The organism is Bacillus sp. CHD6a (assembly GCF_001293645.1).
Taxonomy (GTDB): Bacteria; Bacillota; Bacilli; order Bacillales; family Bacillaceae_I; genus Sutcliffiella_A.
On the sequence record NZ_LBMD01000024.1, the window covers coordinates 20,276 to 45,305 of the forward strand.

19 protein-coding genes are annotated in these 25,030 nt (G+C 39.4%); 18 read left to right on the top strand and 1 reads right to left on the bottom strand.

Annotated elements, in window-relative coordinates:
- Positions 1–496 precede the first annotated feature (496 nt).
- The 17 genes from recA (at position 497) to spoVK (ending at position 22,259) form a co-directional block, all read left to right on the top strand.
- The gene (recA, locus tag AAV98_RS15610; RefSeq protein ID WP_060666479.1) at positions 497–1,537 is read left to right on the top strand and encodes a recombinase RecA; all 1,041 of its coding nucleotides are present in this window, start codon (positions 497–499) and stop codon (positions 1,535–1,537) included.
- 362 nt (positions 1,538–1,899) lie between these two features.
- Positions 1,900–3,465 (top strand): ribonuclease Y, encoded by a 1,566-nt coding sequence (gene rny / locus AAV98_RS15615; RefSeq protein ID WP_197284310.1) that lies wholly within the window; start codon positions 1,900–1,902, stop codon positions 3,463–3,465.
- Between the two features lie 366 nt (positions 3,466–3,831).
- Positions 3,832–4,626: a TIGR00282 family metallophosphoesterase gene (locus AAV98_RS15620; protein WP_060666517.1), complete on the top strand. Its 795-nt coding sequence runs from the start codon at positions 3,832–3,834 to the stop codon at positions 4,624–4,626.
- Positions 4,627–4,773: 147 nt separating this feature from the next.
- Positions 4,774–5,034, top strand: a complete 261-nt coding sequence (gene spoVS, locus AAV98_RS15625; RefSeq protein ID WP_010193268.1) for a stage V sporulation protein SpoVS — start codon at positions 4,774–4,776, stop codon at positions 5,032–5,034.
- A 107-nt stretch (positions 5,035–5,141) separates the two neighbouring features.
- A complete protein-coding gene (locus AAV98_RS15630; RefSeq protein ID WP_060666481.1) occupies positions 5,142–6,065 on the top strand; it encodes a dipeptidase in 924 nt (307 codons plus the stop codon).
- A 248-nt stretch (positions 6,066–6,313) separates the two neighbouring features.
- Entirely contained in the window at positions 6,314–8,050 is a 1,737-nt protein-coding gene (locus AAV98_RS15635) for a 2-oxoacid:acceptor oxidoreductase subunit alpha (protein ID WP_156317812.1), read from the top strand.
- Positions 8,051–8,917, top strand: coding sequence for a 2-oxoacid:ferredoxin oxidoreductase subunit beta (locus AAV98_RS15640; RefSeq protein WP_060666482.1), 867 nt, complete (start codon positions 8,051–8,053; stop codon positions 8,915–8,917). It begins immediately after the preceding gene.
- 213 nt (positions 8,918–9,130) lie between these two features.
- Positions 9,131–10,171 (top strand): L-threonine 3-dehydrogenase, encoded by a 1,041-nt coding sequence (gene tdh / locus AAV98_RS15645; protein ID WP_197284312.1) that lies wholly within the window; start codon positions 9,131–9,133, stop codon positions 10,169–10,171.
- 21 nt (positions 10,172–10,192) lie between these two features.
- Positions 10,193–11,371: a glycine C-acetyltransferase gene (locus AAV98_RS15650; protein ID WP_060666483.1), complete on the top strand. Its 1,179-nt coding sequence runs from the start codon at positions 10,193–10,195 to the stop codon at positions 11,369–11,371.
- Between the two features lie 190 nt (positions 11,372–11,561).
- Positions 11,562–13,106, top strand: coding sequence for a tRNA (N6-isopentenyl adenosine(37)-C2)-methylthiotransferase MiaB (miaB, locus tag AAV98_RS15655; RefSeq protein ID WP_060666484.1), 1,545 nt, complete (start codon positions 11,562–11,564; stop codon positions 13,104–13,106).
- A 2-nt stretch (positions 13,107–13,108) separates the two neighbouring features.
- Positions 13,109–13,546: a RicAFT regulatory complex protein RicA family protein gene (locus AAV98_RS15660; RefSeq protein ID WP_060666485.1), complete on the top strand. Its 438-nt coding sequence runs from the start codon at positions 13,109–13,111 to the stop codon at positions 13,544–13,546.
- A 636-nt stretch (positions 13,547–14,182) separates the two neighbouring features.
- Positions 14,183–14,722 carry an outer spore coat protein CotE gene (locus tag AAV98_RS15665; RefSeq protein WP_060666486.1) on the top strand — a complete coding sequence of 180 codons (540 nt, stop codon included), beginning with the start codon at positions 14,183–14,185 and terminating at the stop codon, positions 14,720–14,722.
- A 482-nt stretch (positions 14,723–15,204) separates the two neighbouring features.
- The gene (mutS, locus tag AAV98_RS15670) at positions 15,205–17,817 is read left to right on the top strand and encodes a DNA mismatch repair protein MutS (RefSeq protein ID WP_060666487.1); all 2,613 of its coding nucleotides are present in this window, start codon (positions 15,205–15,207) and stop codon (positions 17,815–17,817) included.
- Positions 17,818–17,836: 19 nt separating this feature from the next.
- Positions 17,837–19,717, top strand: a complete 1,881-nt coding sequence (gene mutL, locus AAV98_RS15675) for a DNA mismatch repair endonuclease MutL (protein ID WP_060666488.1) — start codon at positions 17,837–17,839, stop codon at positions 19,715–19,717.
- A gap of 93 nt (positions 19,718–19,810) precedes the next feature.
- Entirely contained in the window at positions 19,811–20,761 is a 951-nt protein-coding gene (gene miaA, locus AAV98_RS15680; RefSeq protein ID WP_060666489.1) for a tRNA (adenosine(37)-N6)-dimethylallyltransferase MiaA, read from the top strand.
- A gap of 30 nt (positions 20,762–20,791) precedes the next feature.
- Complete coding sequence (hfq, locus tag AAV98_RS15685) at positions 20,792–21,019, top strand: RNA chaperone Hfq (protein ID WP_010193436.1); 228 nt, start codon at positions 20,792–20,794, stop codon at positions 21,017–21,019.
- A gap of 307 nt (positions 21,020–21,326) precedes the next feature.
- The gene (gene spoVK, locus AAV98_RS15690) at positions 21,327–22,259 is read left to right on the top strand and encodes a stage V sporulation protein K (RefSeq protein WP_060666490.1); all 933 of its coding nucleotides are present in this window, start codon (positions 21,327–21,329) and stop codon (positions 22,257–22,259) included.
- A 35-nt stretch (positions 22,260–22,294) separates the two neighbouring features.
- Here spoVK and AAV98_RS15695 read toward each other — a convergent pair whose 3' ends face one another.
- Positions 22,295–23,800 carry a phytoene desaturase family protein gene (locus tag AAV98_RS15695; protein ID WP_060666491.1) on the bottom strand — a complete coding sequence of 502 codons (1,506 nt, stop codon included), beginning with the start codon at positions 23,798–23,800 and terminating at the stop codon, positions 22,295–22,297.
- A 140-nt stretch (positions 23,801–23,940) separates the two neighbouring features.
- Here AAV98_RS15695 and AAV98_RS15700 point away from each other — a divergent pair, with 140 nt between their 5' ends.
- Positions 23,941–25,014, top strand: coding sequence for a glycosyltransferase (locus AAV98_RS15700; RefSeq protein WP_197284314.1), 1,074 nt, complete (start codon positions 23,941–23,943; stop codon positions 25,012–25,014).
- Positions 25,015–25,030: the final 16 nt, after the last annotated feature.

Below are 25,030 nucleotides of genomic sequence, written 5' to 3' on the forward strand. Positions count from 1 at the left end.
AGCGCGCATAATATGGTTCGGACAAAAGTATCAGGACTTTGGACATTTTAGTACAAATTTGGATATGGGTTCGGACAATTAAAGGTGGCTGTACGGACAAGAATTCACAGTGTTTGGTCATTTGAAAAATTTGTTCGGTCAATTTTTGAAAAACTTAGGTCAACTTTGCAAAAACTTAGGTCAACGTCATATCTTCGGTCAAGAATACAAAAACTTCGGACATTTCAAATCTGGCCCTCTTTGTTAGTCCTCTCCCTATCTCTAAACCCAGACAAAAATTCAAGACAAAAAACTAATTTTGTATTTTCTACTAAAATCCCATCAGAAAATCACTTTTTCCCTTAGAACAAACCTAATAGTTTACCCCAAAAACTAGCCATAAAAAAAACCGAATGGATGTTCGTTTTTTAGTTGCCAAACGAATAGAAAAAGGGTATAGTAAGAGTAGTTGATAGATACTATTCATTTAGTTTGATAGATAAGAGGAGGAAATTGTGTGAGTGATCGTAAAGCTGCTTTAGATATGGCGTTAAAACAGATAGAAAAGCAATTCGGAAAAGGTTCCATTATGAAATTAGGGGAGCAAACAGAACGTAAGATCTCTACTATTCCTAGTGGATCGTTGGCATTGGATGTTGCACTAGGTGCTGGCGGATATCCAAGAGGTAGAGTCGTAGAAATATATGGACCGGAATCTTCCGGTAAAACAACGGTTGCCCTTCATGCTATTGCTGAAGTTCAGCAACAAGGCGGACAAGCTGCGTTTATCGATGCGGAGCACGCGCTGGATCCAGTATATGCGCAAAAACTTGGCGTAAACATAGATGAGCTTCTTCTTTCTCAACCAGATACTGGTGAGCAAGCATTAGAAATTGCGGAAGCTCTTGTAAGAAGTGGTGCAGTAGACATTATCGTTGTCGATTCTGTAGCGGCCCTAGTACCTAAAGCGGAAATTGAAGGGGAAATGGGGGACTCCCATGTCGGTCTTCAAGCCCGTCTAATGTCTCAAGCGCTTCGTAAGCTTTCAGGTGCCATCAATAAATCAAAAACCATTGCCATTTTCATCAATCAAATTCGTGAAAAAGTAGGAGTAATGTTTGGTAATCCTGAGACGACTCCTGGTGGCCGTGCTCTAAAATTCTACTCTTCTGTACGTCTAGAAGTGCGTCGTGCAGAGCAGTTGAAACAAGGTCATGATATAGTCGGGAATAAAACAAAGATTAAAGTTGTAAAGAATAAAATTGCTCCTCCTTTCAAAGTAGCCGAAGTAGATATCATGTACGGTGAAGGTATCTCAAGAGAAGGAGAAGTAATTGATATGGGCTCTGATTTGGATATCGTCCAAAAGAGTGGATCATGGTATTCCTACAATGAAGAAAGACTTGGCCAAGGACGCGAAAATGCCAAGCAATTCCTAAAAGAAAACAAGGATGTTCTAAAAGAAATTCATCAGCAAATTCGTGACCACCATGGATTGGATAAAGAAGTAACCGCTCCAGCGGAAGAAGAAATGGATCAAGAAGAATTAGATTTTTAATACTCACCAACTAAGGCCCTGTACATGATTGCAGGGCCTTTCAATTTTTAATGCTAATGAGGTTTCCCTGTAACGAAAATCATAGATTAAAGGGATCTAAAACAGGACTAAATCCACCCAAATTCCTACAAATTTCATTAAAAACAGGATTAGTTTACCAAAAAGGTCATATCCTTACCGGGACAGGCTTGACAATAATTTTTCACAGATTTACAATTAGTATGTATAATTTACATTTTGTTAGAATTTTAGAGCTATAAAAAAGCAAAAGCCCTTGAGCTGTATGTTGACAAACATTGTTACAATGTACATGCCGACAATGAAATCTAGCAAGAAAAAAGTTCATAGCAAGAGGAGGTGTAATGATGGATTTTATGCCAATTATTATCTCCGCTTTGCTTGCCCTAATCGTCGGTGTAGTTGTTGGCTTTTATGTTCGTAAATCCATTGCAGAACAGAAGATTGCTGGCGCAAGAAGTGTCGCGGATCAAATTGTGGAAGATTCCAGACGCGAAGCTGAATCGCTAAAGAAAGAAGCACTTTTGGAAGCGAAGGACGAAATTCACAAACTTCGAACTGAAGCTGAACGTGATATTCGAGATCGTAGAAGCGAACTGCAAAAACAAGAAAATCGTTTAATGCAAAAAGAAGAGAATCTGGATCGAAAAGATGAATCGCTTGATAAGCGAGAAGTAGCATTAGAAAGGCGTGAAGATTCTTTAAACGATAGACAACAGCATATTGAAGAATTAGAAAGCAAAGTGGATGATATAGTGCGTAAACAGCAAGAAGAGTTAGAACGCATTTCAGCATTAAAACGCGAAGAAGCCAAACATATCATTTTGGATCGTGTTGAGAACGAATTATCCCACGACATTGCTCTTATGGTTAAAGAAAGCGAAAACAGAGCAAAAGAAGATGCGGATAAAAAGGCAAGAGAGATTCTCTCTTTAGCCGTTCAACGTTGCGCCGCCGACCATGTGGCTGAGACAACAGTATCCGTCGTTAACTTACCAAATGATGAAATGAAAGGCCGAATCATTGGTCGTGAAGGACGTAATATTCGTACTCTTGAAACACTTACAGGTATTGATCTTATTATTGATGATACCCCTGAGGCAGTTATTTTATCAGGTTTTGATCCAATCAGACGTGAAACTGCACGCATTGCTTTAGATAAGCTTGTCCAAGATGGACGTATTCACCCTGCGCGTATTGAGGAAATGGTAGAAAAATCAAGACGTGAAGTAGACGAATACATTCGTGAAATGGGAGAGCAGACAACATTTGAAGTTGGTGTACATGGATTGCACCCTGATTTAATCAAGATTTTGGGTCGCCTGAAATTCCGTACAAGCTACGGTCAAAATGTTCTTAAACATTCCATGGAAGTAGCATTCCTATCAGGCCTAATGGCTGCTGAGCTAGGTGAGGATGAAACACTTGCCCGCCGCGCTGGATTGCTACATGATATCGGAAAAGCTGTCGACCATGAAGTGGAAGGAAGCCATGTGGAAATCGGAGTGGAATTGGCAACGAAGTATAAAGAACATCCAGTTGTCATTAACAGTATCGCATCCCACCATGGTGATACAGAGCCAACTTCTATCATTGCAGTCTTGGTTGCTGCAGCAGATGCATTATCTGCGGCGAGACCAGGAGCGCGTAGTGAGACGTTGGAAAACTATATCCGCAGACTTGAAAAGTTGGAAGAAATCTCCGAAAGCTATGAAGGTGTCGAAAAGTCCTTTGCGATACAAGCGGGACGTGAAGTTCGCATCATGGTGAAACCAGATACCATTGACGATCTTGAGGCTCATCGATTAGCACGAGATATCCGAAAACGCATTGAAGAAGAACTGGATTATCCAGGACATATTAAAGTAACGGTTATTCGTGAAACAAGAGCCGTAGAGTATGCAAAATAAAGTGGTGCTTGCACCGCTTTATTTTTTTTTCTTCTTATGATTTGAATAAAATAATACACATGATGAAACGGAATATTCTCTGTAGATTGGATTGCAAGGTGTGAGACTCAACGAAAATGCTAGCACATTTTCTTCGTGCGAAGAAACGCTGCCTAAGCCTTTCTTTTCCTGAGGGAGATAGCGGTAGATTGAGACCCCTAAGCGCAGGAGGCTCAAGCACCGCCCAAAGGAAACACCTGGAACGCAATCTACAGAAGTAAGGTAGTAATTCCATAAATGAATTGATAATTCGTCGTACATTTGCATACAGCGCCTACATATGTAAAACTTAAATGAGAAATTGATTGTTAGAAGGGATTAGTGATTGTGAGGATTTTATTTATTGGAGATGTAGTGGGATCACCAGGTAGAAAAATGGTAAACGAATATCTGCCAAAATTAAAAAGTAAATATAGACCGGCTGTAACCATCGTTAACGGAGAAAATGCAGCCGGTGGAAAAGGAATAACCGAAAAAATCTACCAAGGTTTCTTAAAAGCCGGTGCAAATCTTGTCACACTTGGAAACCATACTTGGGACAATAGAGAGATATTTGAATTTATCGAAGGTGCTAAGCATATGATTAGACCTGCAAATTTTCCAAGTTCTAATCCAGGGAAAGGGATTGCCTATGTTCCTTTTGAAGGAAAAGAACTTGCGGTCATAAATTTACAAGGGCGTACTTTCTTGCCGCCAATAGACTGTCCTTTTAATAAAGTTGATGAGCTTGTTGAGGAAGCAAAGAAAAGAACACCATTTATCTTTGTAGACTTTCATGCTGAGGCAACTAGTGAGAAGCAAGCAATTGGCTGGTATCTCGATGGAAGAGTGACAGGTGTGGTAGGAACACATACTCATGTGCAAACGAATGATTATAGAATTCTACCAGAAGGAACGGCATATATAACGGATGTAGGGATGACTGGTCCTTATGATGGCATTCTAGGCGTGGAGAAAGAAGCTGTCCTCAAGCGTTTCACAACTGCTCTGCCGGTAAGGTTTGAAGTGACCGAAGGAAGGGCTCAGTTAAACGGGGTTCTAATAGATGTAGATATGAAGACCGGGAAGGCGAAGAAGATTCAGCCACTGATGATTAATGAGGATCATCCTTTCTTTGACTAAAAGAGAAGATAGAATATTTCGACGATTGCAATATAAGTTGAGGCATATACAGAGCTCTTCCTGAATATAGTAGGAATGAAATTATTAACAATTCATTCATCTATGGGTCTTTCACCATATACTGTAAATGTTAAGGAGGAGCTAGAAATGGAAATATTAAAGGTTTCAGCTAAGTCAAACCCAAATTCTGTAGCAGGGGCTTTAGCAGGGGTTTTAAGAGAACGTGGGGGTGCCGAAATCCAAGCCATAGGGGCTGGGGCACTTAATCAGGCAGTAAAAGCCGTTGCAATAGCGCGAGGATTCGTTGCACCAAGTGGAGTGGATTTAATCTGTATCCCAGCGTTTACAGATATTCTGATTGACGGAGAGGAAAGAACGGCTATCAAATTGATAGTGGAGCCGAGATAAAATAATCGTTTACTAAACCTGTTTGCTTGTAATTGCAAACAGGTTTGTTTTATTCTAATTCAATGGTGCAGATTACATGCTGATTCACAATACTGGAGGGGCTGTTCTTGAGGATTTTTGATGCGCACTGCGATGTGCTTTGGAGAATGTGGGAAAATAGAGAGATTTCTTTTAAAGATAGTGAAGTGTTGCATGTAACGTGGGACGGATTAAAGAAGTCGGCTGCTAAAGTACAATGTTTTGCTGTGTATGTTCCGGAAAAAGTAAGGCAGGAATCAGCTTTTGATGTAGCCTTGGAAATGATTGATCTATTTTATGAAGAGATCATAAACAAATTCCCAAATATGAAACTTGTTACCACCAAAAAGGATATCGACGAGTTGACAGAAGGGCAAATAGGAGCCATTTTGTCATTAGAAGGCTGTGACGCAATAGGAACGGATATGGAAAAACTGAGAACATTGTATCGATTAGGAATCTCGTCTGTCGGGTTAACTTGGAATCATGCTAATGCAGTTGCAGATGGGATCTTAGAAGAAAGAGGTGCTGGGCTAAGTTCATTCGGAAAACAGGTTGTGAAACTGAACAACGACCATTTTATTTGGACAGATGTTTCCCACCTTTCTGTTAAAGGCTTTTGGGATGTAATGGACTTAGCTGAGTACGTAATTGCTTCACATTCCAATTGCAAAGAGATTTGTCCTAACCAACGGAACTTATCGGACGAACAAATACAAGCGCTTATCCAAAAGGATGCAGCAATAGGGGTTACCTTTGTTCCTTCATTCTTAACAAGCGATCCACAGGCGAGTATTCCTGATATTCTCCGTCATGTGGAACATTTTTGTACACTAGGAGCAGTAAATCATATAGGATTTGGTTCAGACTTTGACGGAATTGATCAGACTGTAAAGAGCTTAGGGAGAATGGAAGATTATTATCATTTAATAAATAGTTTATTAAAATACTATTCTGAAACAGAAGTAAAAGGCTTTTTATTTGATAATTTCTTTAAAAGGTTCCCTAAATAAGAGGGGCATTAAGCGGTTTTCAGCCCATAAACTGTACGGTTAAAATATCCAAATTTTTCGAAAGAAATTAAATCTAAGGCTTGTATTTTTAAATAATTAGGTCTACAATGAAAGCGTTTAGTACATATTCAGCGGTTTTTTCTTATTTTTATTTAATAGGTAGCTTCTAGTTATATAATGGGAATAATGCTACAATAAATATTGTACAAAATTCTGAAAACGAACGTAGTTAAAGGGGTGTAAGGCACATGATCAATCAACTTTCATGGAAAGTTGGAGGGCAACAAGGGGAAGGTATCGAAAGTACTGGTGAGATTTTCTCCATTGCATTAAATCGTTTAGGCTATTACTTATATGGTTATCGCCATTTTTCTTCTCGTATCAAAGGTGGACATACGAACAACAAAATTCGTGTGAGCACAACTCAGGTCCGTTCCATTTCCGACGACCTTGATATATTAGTAGCGTTTGACCAAGAAACAATCGACGTAAACTATCATGAGCTTCGTGAAGGTGGAGTGGTAATTGCGGATGCAAAGTTTAAACCTAGTATACCAGAGGATGGGGTAGCTACATTGTATGCTGTACCATTTACGGAAATTGCTACGGAACTTGGAACTTCATTGATGAAGAACATGGTTGCAGTCGGAGCTTCAAGTGCCATCCTTGATCTAGATGCGGAAGCATTCCGTGAGGTTGTGCAAGAAATATTCGGTCGTAAAGGTGAATCCATCGTTGAGAAAAACATGGATGCAATCCGAGCAGGTGTTCAGTTTATTAAAGATCAAGCTGAAAGTGTAGAAACAATGCAGCTTGCAAAAGCAGATGGTAACAAGCGTCTGTTCATGATCGGAAATGATGCGATTGCATTGGGTGCTGTAGCTGCTGGTTCCCGTTTTATGCCGGCATACCCAATTACTCCAGCATCTGAAATTATGGAATACTTAATTAAAAAACTTCCAAAATTCGGTGGAACCGTTATTCAAACGGAAGATGAGATTGCTGCATGTACGATGGCAATTGGTGCTAACTATGCAGGTGTGCGTACTTTGACTGCATCAGCAGGACCAGGCCTTTCCTTAATGATGGAAGCAATCGGACTTTCCGGTATGACAGAAACACCACTAGTAGTCGTAGACACGCAACGTGGCGGACCAAGTACAGGGTTACCGACAAAAATTGAACAGTCAGACCTAATGGCAATGATCTATGGTACACATGGAGAAATCCCTAAAGTAGTCATGGCTCCGAGTACAGTACAAGAAGCTTTCTACGATACAATTGAAGCATTTAACATTGCAGAAGAGTATCAAGTACCGGTAATTCTGTTGACAGATCTACAATTGTCCCTTGGAAAGCAGTCTGTTGAAGCATTAGATTACAAAAACATTGAGATCAGACGAGGAAAGCTTGATATTAACCAGGAGATTCCTGCATCTGACGATAAAGCATATTTCAAACGTTATGAAGTAACCGAAGATGGCGTTTCCCCACGGGTCCTTCCTGGTATGAAAAACGGCATTCATCACGTTACAGGTGTAGAACACGAAGAAACGGGTAAACCTTCTGAGGTTGCTGCGAATCGACAAGCACAAATGGACAAGCGTCTTCGTAAGTTAAATAATCTTAAATTCAATACGCCAGTTCATGTTAGTGCAAAACATGAAGAAGCAGATGTACTGCTTGTTGGTTTTAACTCGACGCGCGGGACGATCGAAGAGGCGATGGAAAGATTGGAGAAGGATGGAGTGAAAGCTAACCACGCACAAATCCGCCTTATCCACCCATTCCCAACAGAAGAAATTGCACCACTTGTCAAAGCGGCTAAAAAAGTTATTGTTGTGGAGTACAATGCTACAGGACAACTTGCTAACATCCTTAAAATGAATGTAGGCGAGCATGAAAAAATCCGTAGTCTCTTGAAGTACGATGGGGATCCATTCTTACCGAAAGAAATCCACACAAAATGCAAGGAGTTGTTATAAATGGCAACGTTTAAAGATTTTAGAAATAATGTAAAACCTAACTGGTGCCCTGGTTGTGGAGATTTCTCGGTACAAGCTGCCATTCAACGTGCTGCCGCGAATGTTGGACTAGAACCGGAAAACCTAGCAGTAGTTTCTGGTATCGGGTGTTCCGGACGTATTTCTGGATATATCAACTCTTACGGTTTTCATGGTATTCATGGACGTTCTCTACCTATCGCACAAGGTGTGAAAATGGCGAATAAGGATCTTACAGTTATCGCTTCAGGTGGAGATGGAGATGGTTTTGCCATTGGTTTAGGACATACAATCCATGCTATCCGTCGAAATATTGATGTTACATACATCGTAATGGATAACCAGATTTATGGACTAACAAAAGGCCAAACCTCACCGCGTAGTGAAGTAGGATTTAAAACGAAATCCACTCCACAAGGTTCCATTGAATCCTCACTATCTGTCATGGAAATGGCGCTAACAGCAGGTGCGACATTTGTAGCACAAAGTTTCTCAACAGATTTAAAAGATTTGACTTCCTTGATCGAACAAGGAATTAACCATAAAGGATTCTCTTTAATTAACGTGTTCAGCCCGTGTGTTACATATAATAAAGTAAACACATATGACTGGTTTAAAGAAAACTTGACAAAGTTGGCTGATATTGAAGCTTATGATCCTCATAATAAAGTGTCTGCAATGCAGACCTTAATGGAGCATAATGGACTGGTAACAGGATTAATCTATCAGAATAAAGATCAACAATCCTATCAGGATATGGTTCCAAACTATAGTGCTGAGCCTCTGGCAAAAGCAGATCTTCAGTTAGATGAAGACCAATTTAATGATTTAGTGAAAGAATTTATGTAACACACAAACGAAGTCCTGGATTTAATGCCGGGACTTTTTTTTATTAAAATTGTAAACGCTTTCTTCGGAATCAAAAAAAGTCATTATTTTTTATCTGACATAATCAGTTGTCCTTCTCCAGTGGACAAATCGGTTTACACAAATCCTTATAGATGATACACTCTTACTAGTATTTAAGAATGTTAGTTTTATTTTTATAAGGGAGTGTTCTCTGTGAATGGAAAAATGAAGGCAATTGTGAAGCATCATCGAGGATATGGTGCAGAACTTCAAATGATAGATATACCAAAAATTAAAGATGATGAAGTTTTAATAAAAGTAAAAGCAACATCCATTTGTGGTACGGATGTTCATATTTATACATGGGATGAGTGGTCACAAAGCAGGGTAAACCCACCGTATGCTTTCGGTCATGAATTTGCTGGAGAAATTGTGGAAGTAGGTAGCAAGGTTACTAATGTTCAATTAGGCGACCAAGTTTCCGCTGAGACACACATCGTTTGTTACAAATGTCCACAATGTCTAAAAGGGGACTACCACATCTGTAAAGATACAAAAATTATTGGAGTTGACACACAAGGCTGTTTTGCTGAATATGTCGCTCTTCCTGCGGTAAATGTTTGGAAAAATCCTAACGATATGCCTTATGATGTTGCTTCTGTCCAAGAGCCAATGGGAAATGCGGTTCATACAGTACTTGCAGGCGATGTTACTGGAAAATCCGTAGCAGTAATTGGTTGCGGTCCTATCGGGATCATGGCTGTTGGTGTTGCAAAGGCGGCAGGTGCTTCCCAAGTTATTGCCATTGACTTGAATGAATATCGTTTAGATCTTGCAACGAAAATGGGTGCTACCACAGTTATCAATGCGAAAGAAACTAACCCGGTAGAAGAAGTGATGAAGTTGACAGAAGGACATGGTGTGGAAGTGGTTTGTGAAATGTCAGGCCACCCTATTGCTATGAATCAAGGATTTAAAATGATTACAAATGGAGGAAGAGTATCTATTTTGAGCTTACCTGTCCGTCCTGTAGAGCTTGATATCACGAACGATATTGTTTTCAAGGGTGTTACGGTTCAAGGTATTACAGGTAGAAAAATGTATTCTACATGGCAGCAAGTATCAAGTCTTCTAAAGTCAGGTCAGGTAGATGTGAAACCGATGATTACTCACCACTTTCCACTTGAAGAGTTCGAAAAAGGCTTTGATTTAATGATTTCTGGTCAATGTGGTAAAGTTGTACTACATCCATAATAGTAAACAGGAGGGGTTAACATGAAAGGTTTTGAATACTTACAAGAAGAATTAGATCAAATGAAAGAACAAGGTACATTCCGTAAATTAGTACCGTTAGAGTCCGATCAAGGATCCAAAGTTGTGATCAACGGCAAAGAAGTGATTCAGCTATCTTCCAATAACTATCTAGGATTGACTACCCATCCTCGTTTAGTGAAGGCTGCCTTAGAAGCTACAGAAAAATATGGTGCCGGGACAGGTTCAGTCCGTACCATTGCCGGAACCTTCACCATGCATGAGAAATTAGAAGAAAAACTAGCAAAATTTAAACATACAGAAGCAAGTCTTGTTTTCCAATCCGGATTTACAACAAACCAAGGAGTCCTTTCTGCTATTCTATCTCCTGAAGATGTTGTAATCTCTGATGCGTTAAACCATGCCTCCATTATCGATGGAATTCGTTTAACAAAGGCTGCTCGAAAAGTGTACAAGCATGTTGACATGGAAGATCTAGAACGTGCATTAAAAGAATCCAGCGACTATCGCAAGCGTCTAATCGTAACGGATGGCGTGTTCTCCATGGATGGAAATATTGCTCCGCTTGATAAAATTGTCGAGCTAGCTGAAAAGTATGATGCACTTGTAATGGTAGATGATGCGCATGCTTCAGGTGTACTAGGTGAAAACGGACGTGGTACCGTCAACCACTTTGGATTGGATGGCCGTGTGCATATTCAAGTTGGTACCTTAAGTAAAGCGGTCGGTGTTCTTGGAGGTTATGTAGCGAGCTCTCGTTCCTTAATTGACTATCTAATTCATAAAGGCCGTCCGTTCCTCTTCAGTACTTCACATCCACCAGCAGTAACTGCTGCATGCGATGAAGCAATCCAAGTTTTACTTGAAGAGCCTGAACTTATTGAAAAGTTATGGGACAATGCGAAATTCTTTAAAGATGGACTTATGAAACTAGGCTTTGATACTGGAGAAAGCCAAACACCAGTTACACCTGTTATCGTAGGGGACGAAGCTCTTTCACATAAATTCTCTGATAAGTTGTTAGAATACGGAGTTTTTGCCCAAGGTATCGCATTCCCAACAGTTGCAAAAGGACTGGCACGTGTAAGAACAATTGTAACTGCACAACACACAAAAGAAGAACTTCAAGAAGCTCTAGACATTTTCGAAAAAGCTGGAAAAGAACTAGGGATTATATCGTAATAACCATAGAGAGACACCTCATCAGTGTCTCTCTTGTTATGTGTTTAATATGTAGGACCTTTAATTTATCGTAAATATGTAGATTTATGTAAACTTCTCCATATTTATTGTTTAAGAAGCCATAAAATTATATACTATGTTAATGTGTAGAGTTTTATGCGCTCTACTTTTCTGGAAAGGAGTTATCACAATGAATGAGAAACAAAGAGTGGAAGCAGGACAAGTAGTCACTGGAAATTCTTCGGACAAAAAATCCGAAAAGGATTTCAGCAAATACTTTGAATCTGTTTATGTACCACCTTCCCTAAAAGATGCGAAAAAACGTGGAAAAGAAGAAGTTGCCTACCAAGACTTTTCTATTTCTGAAGAATTTAAAAACCTTGGGGTCGGCAAGAAATTTTATATTCGTACGTATGGTTGTCAGATGAATGAACATGACACAGAAGTAATGGCGGGGATCTTCCTTGCATTAGGATACGAACCAACCTATACTGTGAACGATGCGGATGTTATTCTTTTAAATACCTGTGCCATCCGGGAAAATGCAGAGAACAAAGTTTTTGGTGAACTAGGACACTTAAAAACTTTGAAAAAATCCAGACCAGGCTTGTTGATTGGTGTATGCGGCTGTATGTCCCAGGAAGAATCAGTAGTAAATAAAATATTGAAAACATATCAGCAAGTTGACATGATCTTCGGTACCCATAATATTCACCGACTTCCTAACATTTTAAAAGACGCGTATATGTCCAAAGAAATGGTGGTAGAAGTTTGGTCCAAAGAAGGGGACGTTATTGAAAACCTTCCAAAGAACCGCAAAGGTGAAATCAAAGCTTGGGTAAATATCATGTACGGCTGTGACAAATTCTGTACGTACTGTATTGTGCCTTATACAAGAGGAAAAGAACGCAGCAGACGTCCAGAGGATATTATTCAAGAAGTGCGTCACTTGGCAGCACAAGGTTATAAAGAAGTTACGTTGCTTGGGCAGAATGTAAATGCGTATGGGAAAGATTTTGAGGATATGAAGTATGGGCTAGGCGACTTAATGGATGAAATCCGTAAAATTGACATTCCTCGAATCCGTTTCACCACCAGTCATCCAAGAGACTTTGATGATCGTTTAGTGGAAGTGCTTGGTAAAGGAGGCAATCTTCTCGACCATATTCACTTACCAGTTCAATCAGGTAGTTCTGAAGTGTTGAAATTGATGGCGCGTAAATATGATAGAGAACGTTACCTTGAGTTAGTAGGCAAAATCAAAAAGGCAATGCCAAATGCTTCATTAACAACGGATATCATTGTAGGGTTCCCTAACGAAACTGAAGAACAGTTTGAAGAAACAATGTCCTTGTATCGTGAAGTGGAATTTGATACAGCTTATACTTTCATCTATTCTCCACGTGAGGGTACTCCTGCTGCAAAAATGGTGGATAACGTACCTCTTGAAGTGAAGAAAAAACGTCTTCAACGTCTAAACGCACTTGTGAATGAGATTTCTGCGAAGAAATTAAAAGAGTACGAAGGTAAAGTTGTAGAAGTGTTAGTGGAAGGGGAAAGTAAGAAAAATCCGGATGTCCTTGCAGGATACACAGATAAAAGTAAACTAGTTAACTTTAAAGCACCAAAATCTGTCATCGGTAAAATTATCAAAGTAAAAGTGGTCAAAGCGAAAACTTGGACATTGGATGGAGAATTGGTGGAAGAAGTAGCAGAAGAAGTACTGGAGGTATAATAATGGCAAAATATACGAGAGCAGATATAGTAGAAAGAGCAAAAGAATTGGCACAGATGATCGCTGACACGGAAGAAGTAGAATTCTTCAAGCGTGCAGAAGAACAAATCAATGAGAACCAAAAGATCAAAGAAATGGTTGCAAGTGTGAAGAGCTTGCAAAAGCAAGCTGTAAACTTCCAGCATTACGGAAAAACAGAAGCATTAAAGAAAACAGAAGCGAAGTTAGATGCAATTTTAGCAGAAATGGATGAGATTCCAATTGTACAAGAGTTCAAAACTTCTCAAACAAACGTGAACGACCTTTTACAATTAGTATCTTCTTATATCTCTAAAACTGTTACAGACGAAATCATTGTTGCAACAGGTGGAGATGTCCTTCGTGGAGAAACCGGCTCCTACGTAAAAAACACCACATACGGTGGAGGAAGCTGCTCATAATTATTTTTAGAAAAGCATGGAAGCTTAATTCCATGCTTTTTTTAATATAAAAATTTTATGATACCGTTGATTTCCGTTTCAGGCGATTCGCTTGCCTGCGGGCGGTCCGTGAGCCTCCTCGGCTTGCAGCCTGTGGGGTCTGTCTCACACCTGTCCCTTCCTCCCTGCTCCGTCTGCGCGCCTTCCACTCCAATCAACTAAGTGACTTCATTTCATGTTAGTGTATTTAATAACATCTGCCGTGGTTTACTTAATTTTCAGCTGTTGATTGGAGCAAAAGGCGAAGACTCCTGAGGGAGATAGCGCTAGGTGGAGACCCCGCAGGCGTAGCCGAAGGAGGCTCACGTCAGCCCCTAGGAAATCGAAGCCATTTGCGGAAATCAACAGCGGTGGTAGACCGCCTAAAAATCTTTAAATTTTAATGGGTACTTTGGTTTTGTAAGATTTTTTATCGTCTGCTGCACCTTGTGATTTTTTCAAAAAATAGGCACATATCCAGATAAGCTTGCATACAATGAACTATACGTTAATGTGTTAGAAATCATTTAGTTATGCAGCAAATTCAATCTAATCACAATTGTCATTTAACCCGCATAGGATGAAATGAAGATTGTAATGAGGAGGGTGTATGCTCGAATGTCTGAATACAGAGAAATTATCACAAGAGCAGTAACCGGCAAAGGTAGAAAGTTTACGCAGTCTAAACATACGATTAGTCCCTCGCATCGTCCTACAAGCATTTTAGGATGCTGGGTCATTAACCATACGTATGATGCGAAAAAAGTGGACGATACCGTGGAAGTAAAAGGGAAATATGATATTAACGTCTGGTATTCACACAGTGATAATACAAAGACGGAAGTAGTGACGGAAACGGTTTCCTACAAAGATGTTGTGAAGCTGAGGTATAAAGATGAAAACAGCCTCGGTGATGATCATGAAGTATTAGCGCGGGTCCTACAACAGCCTAATTGCTTAGAAGCGAGCATCGCGGATAAGGAAGCAAAAGTGGAAGTACAAGTGGAAAGAGAGTTCTTGACTGAAATTATTGGAGAAACCAAAATTACAGTAGAAGTACATCCAGACACATTGGCGGATGATAATGACTGGGATGTTGAAGAAGATGAGTTCGAGGACTTAAATCCAGACTTTATCGTCGACGGTTACGAAGAATAGAGGAAACCGGGGAGCAAATTGCTTCCTGGTTTTTTCGTTTTTTAGAAAATAGACAATATAAGCTGGATTTTTTGGTGATTTTGAATGAAAATGCCCTTGTTTTAGTTGTGAATTTTTGGTTCGGTCACATTTTTTCTACCTTTGGACAAAATACCTTGGAATTTTAATAGGTTCGGACAAAATAATAGGGAGTTCGGTCATTTCAAATTAAGGTTCGGTCAAATATTGAAAATCTTCGGTCAACTTTCCGAAATCTTCGGTCAAAATCGTAAAATCTTCGGTCAATTTTCAAAAAACTTCGGACATTTAGACTCACTAAACTTTTAATGATAACCAAAATCATAACCATCACTTGAATTTTTATACCACCCCATTATACCACACCCAATTTACCACTGATGATTTCCACGTATTCCTCAACCCCCTGATACACCAAAATATGATATAATAAAGCAGCAAAAAACAATAGTTGGGGGATTACGATGGCTTCTTATACGCCGATGATACAGCAATACCTGAGAGTAAAGGCAGATTATCAAGATGCCTTTTTATTTTTTCGCCTTGGCGATTTTTATGAAATGTTTTTTGAAGATGCGACAAAAGCATCTCAAGTGCTTGAAATTACATTAACTAGCCGTGACGGTGGAGGAAAAGAACGAATTCCTATGTGTGGGGTACCTTACCATTCGGCTCCAAATTATATAGATCAACTAATTGAAAAAGGGTATAAAGTAGCAATTTGTGAACAAGTCGAAGACCCGAAGCAGACTAAAGGGGTTGTGAAAAGAGAAGTAGTTCAACTCATCACTCCTGGTACTGTCATGGAAACAAAAGGTCTATCAGACAAACAAAACAATTTTTTGACTACCATTACCAACTTTGAAGACGGGACTTTTGGACTTGCGTATGCAGACCTTTCGACAGGAGAATTACATACGACTGTCATAACCGGACCTGTGCAGCAACTTGTGAATGAAGTATATTCCATTGGAGCAAAGGAAATCGTGGTTTCTGAAAATTTCCCACTAGACCTGGTTCAAATGATAAAAGAAAGAATGATTACCACATGTTCTTATGAGGAAGCAACGGATATCCCAATGGAATTTAACCAAATTGTTAAAAATTTGGAACAAGAGAAGTTACAAATGTCTGTTGGACGACTACTCCATTATTTAAAAAGAACACAAAAACGAAGTCTTGATCATCTTCAACCTGCAAGGTTTTTTGAATTAGATCAATCGATGAAAATAGACCTTTTTTCAAAACGCAACCTTGAGTTGACAGAAACCATTCGTTCAAAAGGGAAAAAAGGTTCCTTGCTCTGGTTGTTAGATCAAACCGTGACAGCAATGGGTGGACGCTTGTTAAAGCAATGGGTGGACAGGCCGTTAATCAATTCTAAACAGATCGAACAACGTCATGATCTAGTAGAAACGCTTATTAATGAGTATTTTACAAGACAAGAAATAAGAGAGTTATTAAAAGAAGTGTATGATCTAGAGAGGCTTGCCGGAAGGGTGGCATTTGGAAATGTAAATGCAAGAGACCTTGTGCAACTACGTAAGTCTCTATCTCAGATCCCTTTTCTTAAGTCAATGGTGGAAAAGCTTCCAATAGATAATACTGTCATACTCGACAACATGGATGAGTGTGAAGAATTGACGGCACTTCTTCATGATAGCTTACTAGAACAGCCTTCTATGTCGGTTAAAGAGGGAAACATGATGAAAGATGGTTTCCATGAAGAACTGGATAAATACAGAGATGCAAGAAGAAACGGCAAGACTTGGATAGCTGAATTAGAAAAAAGAGAACGAGATTTAACGGGCATACGGTCTCTTAAAATAGGTTATAATCGTATTTTTGGATATTATATTGAAATAACAAAAGCGAACATCTCCTCTCTTCCTGAGGGCAGGTATGAGAGAAAGCAGACACTTGCTAATGCAGAACGTTATATCACAGAAGAATTAAAAGAAAAAGAGACACTAATCTTAGAAGCAGAAGAAAAAATTGTTGCACTAGAATATGAGCTTTTCCTAAAGTTAAGAGAAGAAGTGAAAGCATATATTCCAAGACTGCAAAAACTAGCAAAAGCAGTCAGTGAAATCGATGTTCTACAATGCTTCGCAACCATCAGTGAGGACCGGTACTACACAAGACCTTCCTTTAACGATGAAAGAAAGGTGTATATCACAGAAGGTCGTCATCCGGTAGTGGAAAAAGTGATGGATGCAAATGAGTATGTACCAAATGACACGTGGATGGATAAGGAAAATGAGATGCTGCTTATCACAGGACCTAACATGTCTGGTAAAAGTACGTATATGCGTCAAGTGGCCCTGACAGCCATTCTTGCTCAGATTGGTTGTTTTGTCCCGGCAAAAGAGGCGTCCCTTCCCATTTTCGATCAGATATTTACAAGAATTGGAGCTGCGGACGACTTAATCTCTGGTCAAAGTACTTTTATGGTCGAGATGCTGGAAGCACGTAACGCCATTGTCTATGCAACACAGAACAGCTTGATTCTTTTTGATGAAATCGGCCGTGGAACATCCACTTATGATGGTATGGCACTTGCCCAGGCATTAATAGAGTATATCCATGATAAAATTGGAGCAAAAACCTTGTTCTCTACCCATTATCATGAATTGACTTCCTTAGACAAAGAGCTTAACAAGCTTAAGAATATTCATGTCAGCGTCGTCGAGCAAAATGGGAAAGTGGTGTTTCTTCATAAAATGAAAGAAGGGCCAGCAGATAAAAGCTATGGAATTCATGTGGCAGAATTAGCGGAACTTCCGGAAGAATTAATAACAAGAGCCCAAACCATTTTAGAAAAATTAGAAAGTCAGCCAAAGAGCGAACATGTCGAAGTGGCTGCAACAAAAGAAGGTCAGAAAGTAGAACAAGATCCACTTACACAACTGTCTTTCTTTGCAGAAACAGAAGATAAAAAGCAGATGGACAAACTGTCTAAAAGTGAAAAAACAGCTCTTGAGAAGCTCAAAAAATTAGAGTTGCTTGAAACGACACCGCTTGAAGCGTTAAATAAACTGCACGAAATTCAAAAGTTATTAAAAGTGAAATCATAAAAAGGAAGGAGGCAATAGAATGGGAAAGATTGTCCAGTTAGATGAGAGTTTAGCAAATAAAATAGCTGCTGGCGAAGTAGTTGAACGACCTGCTTCAGTTGTAAAGGAGTTGGTGGAGAACGCGATTGACGCAAATTCTACCATCATTGAAATTGAACTCGAAGAAGCTGGTCTTTCAAAGATTCGTGTGCTGGACAATGGAGATGGAATAGAGCAGGAGGATTGTCTCACGGCATTTCAACGCCATGCAACAAGTAAAATAAAGAATGAAAATGATTTGTTCCGTATCCGGACCCTTGGTTTTAGGGGAGAGGCACTACCGAGTATTGCCTCCGTTTCTCTCTTTGACATCACCACAAGTACAGGAGAAGGTGCAGGGACTCATTTGAGTTTCAAAGGTGGAGTGTTGGAAACCCAGGAACTGTCGAGCAGTCGAAAAGGGACCGATATTGTGGTGCAACACTTATTTTTTAATACTCCTGCACGATTAAAGTATATGAAAACGATCCACACGGAATTAGGCAATATATCTGATATGGTGAATCGGCTTGCATTAGCACATCCTTCTATTTCCTTCCGTCTTAGCCATAATGGCAAAAGGATGCTTGCTACAAACGGAAATGGTGATAGTCTGCACGTTTTAGCTGCCATCTATGGAATGAATATCGCGAAGAAAATGGTACCTATTCACTTTACTTCCTTGGATTTTGAAGTAAAAGGGTATATTGCGTTGCCGGAAGTGACAAGAGCATCCAAAAATTATATCTCAACGATTATTAATGGGCGCTATGTGAAGAACTATACAGTGGTAAGAGCAATTCAAGAAGGTTATCATACACTCCTGCCAATTGGGAGATATCCGATTGTCTACTTAGAAGTACTAATGGATCCACTTTTAGTAGACGTAAATGTGCACCCTGCCAAATTAGAAGTAAGACTGAGTAAAGAGGACGAACTGTACAGACTGGTTGCAGATGGGATAAAAGATGCATTCCAGAAGAAACAACTTATTCCTTCCAACAGCCCAAGAAAGCAGCCAAGTTACACGGAGGAACCAAAACCTACTCAACAAACCTTTACACTTGATGAAAGTTTTCCGCTTGAACGTCCCGAACCAAAACAGGAACCAACTTTTATCAAGCAAAAAGAAGAAAGTAGAACGTTTCAGGTTGCTGAACCTTCTGTAACATGGGGACAAACCGACAATTACGAAGATAGCCAAGAAAATCAGGATGAAACGTATTTGAATGTTTCAATTGACGAGGAAGAGAGAATTGAAAAGCAGCACCAATCTCTCCCTGAGAAAAAAAGGGAATCTCGTATTCCTACCCTTTATCCTATAGGACAGATGCATGGTACCTATATCGTAGCGCAGAATGAAAATGGGTTATATCTAATCGACCAGCATGCAGCACAAGAGCGAATCAACTACGAATATTATTATCAAAAACTTGGCCGGGAAGAAAGAAATTTACAAGAGCTTCTTGTTCCTTTGACCATTGAATGTTCTTTAGACGAATATTTGTTTCTTGAAGATCATACCGAAGCTTTCGCAGAAGTAGGCATTATGCTGGAACCTTTTGGTCACCAAACTTACATCGTAAGGGCTCATCCAGTTTGGTTTCCAAAAGGAGAAGAAAGAGAAACAATAGATGAAATGATTAATTTATGTTTAGAAAAGAAGAAGATTAACATCTCGGACTTAAGAGAAGAAGCGGCAATCATGATGAGCTGCAAGGCAGCCATAAAGGCCAATCATCATCTTAGACAAGATGAGATAACGGCACTTTTAAATACGTTGAGGGAAGCTGAAAATCCGTTTACATGCCCTCATGGAAGACCAATTCTCATTCATTTTTCATCTTATGAATTGGAAAAAATGTTTAAACGGGTCATGTAAAAATAAGAATTTTTTATCAATGAGATTGGACTCTGGTAAAAATGGGTATAATGATATCTTGTGATAAAGAATAATTGAGAGAGTGAGTGAGCGGTGGGAGAGAAACAAAGAGTTATTGTAATCATAGGTCCTACAGCTGTAGGGAAAACAAAAACAAGTGTAGAACTGGCAAAAAGGATCAATGGTGAAATTATCAGCGGAGACTCCATGCAAATCTACAAGACAATGGATATTGGAACTGCCAAAATAAAAAAAGAAGAGATGCAGGAAATCCCTCACTATCTCATTGATATTAAAGAACCTCAAGAAGCGTATTCTGTCGCAGAATTCCAACAAGATGTTCGGAATAAGATTGACGAAATAACTTCAAGAGGTCGAATCCCAATCATTGTCGGTGGAACGGGTCTATATATTCAATCTGTCCTATATGACTACCAATTTTCAGAAAGTGGGAAAGATGAGGAAACTCGTCTTCGTTTTGAAAAAAGAAGTCAAGAGATTGGGGTGGAAAAGTTACATCAAGAGCTTGCTGAAATTGATCCGAAAAGTGCAGCAAATATTCATCCTAATAATGTGAGAAGAGTAATCCGTGCGCTGGAAATATTCCATACTACTGGGAAGACCATGTCCGAGTACCAGGATACCCAACAACCTGAACCTTTGTACGACATTGCCTTGATTGGTCTAACCATGGATAGAGAAGTGTTGTATGAAAGAATCAATCTACGAGTGGACCTGATGATGGAGGAGGGTTTGCTAAGTGAAGTGCAGACTCTTTATGACAAGGGGATTCGCAATTGCCAGTCCATTCAAGCAATCGGCTATAAAGAGCTGTACGCATACCTGGATGGAAAAGTAACGTTAGAACAGGCTGTGGATGACTTAAAGCAGAACTCAAGAAGATATGCTAAAAGACAGCTCACTTGGTTTCGCAATAAAATGGATGTCACTTGGTTTGACATGACAAATGCAGATTTTGAGCAAAAGTTATCACAAATTTTCACGGTTATAGCAGGAAAGCTTCGACTTGAGGCGAATAAGTAAGGAAGATAGAGATAAGAGGAGGAAGAAAAGATGAAGCAATCAATAAATATCCAAGATCAAGTTCTTAACCAATTAAGAAAAGATGGAACAAGTGTAACGGTATTCTTGCTGAATGGGTTTCAACTTCGCGGATTAATTAAAGGGTTTGATAATTTCACTGTGCTTTTGGAAACAGAAGGAAAGCAGCAGTTGATTTATAAACATGCCATCTCTACCTTTTCTCCATCAAAGAACGTGCAAATTGAAACAGAAGCGTAAAACCAGCTAAATGCTGGTTTTTTATTTTGAATAAAAGAAACATATAGCTCACTAATTATCATATATTTAGTTAGTAAATGGAGAAATTCTCTCCATTTGTTTTATTGAGGAAATAATACGCTCGAAAAGGGGTAATTATTTCTCGGGAAAGCGCATAATATGACAAGTTTGTCAATAGTTTGATGAAAATATATGAAAATTGTTGAAAGAAATCGAAAAAGAGTAAATCTACTGAGAAAATGGTAAAGGATCTTATGAATTGCATCAGGATATGTCGGATTTTGGCGTGGAAATGAGGTGGACATTCTTGGATCAACCTATAAAAAATCAAAATGGGAAAATAAATATTGTCTTAAATGGGCAAAAAAAGCCGCTGAGAGTCACCCATGTACAAACACTTGAGGAGCCGCTTACTCCTACCAACCATGCAATTTTGCAGGAAATAGAACGGGAAATGGGGGAATTAGTAGGGTTACAGGAAATGAAAAAAGTGGTCAAGGAAATCTATGCATGGATATATGTGAACAAAAAGCGGGAAGAAGTAGGATTGAAAACAGAGAGGCAAGTGCTTCATATGATGTTCAAAGGTAATCCTGGTACGGGTAAGACGACTGTTGCGAGGTTGATTGGAAAGTTGTTTTGTGACATGAATGTACTCTCAAAAGGGCACCTGATTGAGGCGGAGAGGGCAGATCTTGTCGGGGAATACATTGGTCATACAGCCCAAAAGACAAGGGACCTTGTGAAAAAAGCGTTAGGTGGCATCTTGTTTGTAGATGAAGCCTATTCGCTTGCGAGGGGTGGAGAAAAAGATTTCGGAAAGGAAGCAATTGATACCCTTGTAAAGCACATGGAAGACAAACAACATGAATTTATCTTAATACTTGCAGGCTATCAGCGTGAGATGGAAGAGTTTTTACGGACAAATCCCGGTCTAATTTCCCGCTTTCCAATAATTGTTGATTTTCCCGATTATTCCGTAGAAGAATTAATGGAGATTTGTCATCGAATGCTTAAAGAACGAGAGTATATCATGAGCAAAGAGGCAGAGTGGAAAATGCGCGAGCATCTTAATCAGATGAAAAGTGTATTGTTGCCTTCTGCTTTCAGCAATGGACGCTATATACGAAATGTCTTGGAAAAATCTATTAGGACGCAAGCTATGCGTCTTCTCTTGTACGATAGCTTTCATAAGAACGAATTAATGACGATTGAAGCAAAGGATCTTTTGTTAAAATAAGTAAAAATAGCAGCCAAGCGGCTGCTATTTTCATGTTATCCAATACTTTTATTCACTTGTTCCAAATCGTCGTTTATAGCATCAGCTGTTAATTGTCCCGATAAAGTCACCATTGGTACTCCGCCTCCTGGGTGAGTAGACCCGCCAGTGAAGTATAGGTTATCAAGCAGCTTACTTCTGCAAGGTATCTTAAAGCCGCCATTCTTTTTGCGATCTGTCACTACCCCGTAAATTGACCCTCCATTTGCTCCATAGAGGTTCATTAAATCGTTAGGAGTAAAGCTGTATTCGAACTCAATAGATGAGGTTAAGCCATCTAACCCCATTCTTTCTAGTTTAGTAAGTACTTTTTCGCGATAAATATCCTTATATTCATCCCATGTCTCGCCTTCTTTTAATGGAGGAACGTGGGTAAGCACAAATAGGTTTTCTTTCCCTTGTGGTGCTTGGCTTGGATCCGATTTAGACGAAACCCCAATATAGATAGTAGGATCAAGTGCAGGTTTGCCTTCATTGAAGATTGTGTGGAACTCGAGTTCAGGGTCTTCTGAGAAGAAGAAATTATGATGGGCCAATTCGTCATATTTTCTGTTCACCCCTAGTAGTAAAACCAGGCCGGAAACGGTTGGGGAAAACTTTTCTAAATCTGCAACAGCTTTATTGGCCATGGGAACATCTTTTAACAAGGTTTTATAGGTCGGAATAGCCTCAAGGTTGGAAACAATGAGATCAGCAAGAATTTCTTCCCCGTTTTCTAAGGTTATGCCGGTGGCTTTTTTTCCATCTGTTGTAATTTTACGAACCGAAGTATTTAAACTGTACGGTACACCCATCTCATCCAATAGGCTCTTCATCGCTTCTGCAATCTTGTACATGCCACCTTTTACATAATAAATGCCTAATCCTAGCTGAACATGTGTTAATTGTGACAAGACAGCAGGAGCATGGTATGGAGAAGAACCTATATACATAATCATGAAGTTAAAAAGCTGTTGAAGGTGTTTATCTTCAAAATACTTTTTTGTGATCTGATCCATCGATTTCATAGGGTCCATTCCAATGAGTTCTTTCAGATTATGCAAAGCACGAAGTTCACCTAAACCTGAAAGGCTCTTCTTGTAAAAACTCTTCATGCTGTATTCATACATTTTGCTGCAATAATTCAAAAACTCAAAAAATCCGTTTGCGTCTTTGGATGAGTATTCTCTAATTTGCTCCAACATTTTAGGGAGATCGCTTGTTACATCTATTTTTGTACCGTCTTCAAAGAAGGTTCTCCATTGAGGCTCCACTCTTTCAATGGTAATATAATCATGTAAATTTCTTTTTGCGCTTGCAAACAATTGTTCCAGCACCCAAGGCATCGTCAGGATGGAGGGACCGGTATCAAAAGTAAATCCCTTACCGGAACGTATGTTTAACTTACCTCCAAGACGCTCTCCTTTTTCAATAACATGTACATCGTAACCGTCGGCGGATAGTCGGATAGCGGCTGATAGACCTCCAAGACCGCCACCAATTACTACTACTTTTTTCCTCATTCTTATTCCTCCTTATGAAAACTAATAAGTTTGACTAGACTGACTAGTAGTTAGAAGTAAAATTTAAGTGTATATAACTTTTCATTTTACCCTTTTTTTCTATTTTCAAACAAAAATAGATGTATTTGGAGGAGTTTATCATGACAGCTTTACTATTAATTATGACATTATTACTAGGGAGAGTACTGTTTTTTCATATTCCGAGCTTATTGTTTACACGTGAGAAAGCTCCTTTACTGAATAAGGTATCTATTATAATCCCTGCTAGAAATGAAGAAGGAAATCTTCCCGAATTACTAGGGTCTTTGCAGAGATATCTCGGAAAGGTAAAAGACATTATCGTGGTGGATGACCATTCTACCGACCAAACGGTTAAACTGGCGCGGTCTTATGGCGCACGTGTTGTGAAATTAGAGGACCTTCCTGCTGGATGGTTTGGGAAATCCTTTGGGTGTTGGAACGGGGCTTTACGTGCAACGGGAGAAATATTGCTATTTATAGATGCCGATACGATTATCTCTGAAAATGGCATAGAGAACATGCTTTCCGCCTACAAGGGAAAAGGCGAAGTGCTTTCGATTCATCCTTACCACCACATTAAAGAAAAATACGAAAGCTTATCGTCTTTTTTCCACTTGGTGGTTATGGGATCTCTTGGTGCCTTTCATATCTTGCAAAAATCGCTGCCGGTAAGGGGGGCGTTCGGTCCGTGTCTGCTGATTCATCGCGAAGATTATTTTAAGTACGGTGGTCATCAGGCGATTCAGGGGGAATTAATGGAGAACATGGCATTTGGTTTTCTGGTGCAAAAGCATGGGGGAAAAGTTACATGCTACAGCGGATTAGGAGCAATCGAAATGAGGATGTACCCAGAAGGTTTTGTTTCCATGTGTAACGGCTGGAGCAAAAGCTTTGCGACAGGGGCATCAAAAACAAGTATTTGGTATTTAATGTTGGTTTGCGTATGGCTTGGAGGTTTGATGACATTTCTCACAAGCTATCAAACCCTTCCTTTAGAACTATATGTGACTGGATATATGCTAATCGCATTGCATCTAAAGAGAACGCTTGCCATTGTCGGAAACTTTGGATGGGGAACTGCATTATTATTTCCCATTCATTTAGTATTCTTTTTTATCTTGTTTGGCTACTCTTGTGTGCAAACCTTTTTCAAAAGGAATGTTACTTGGAAAGGACGGAAAATTGACCTGTAGAATTGGCGAAAAAAAA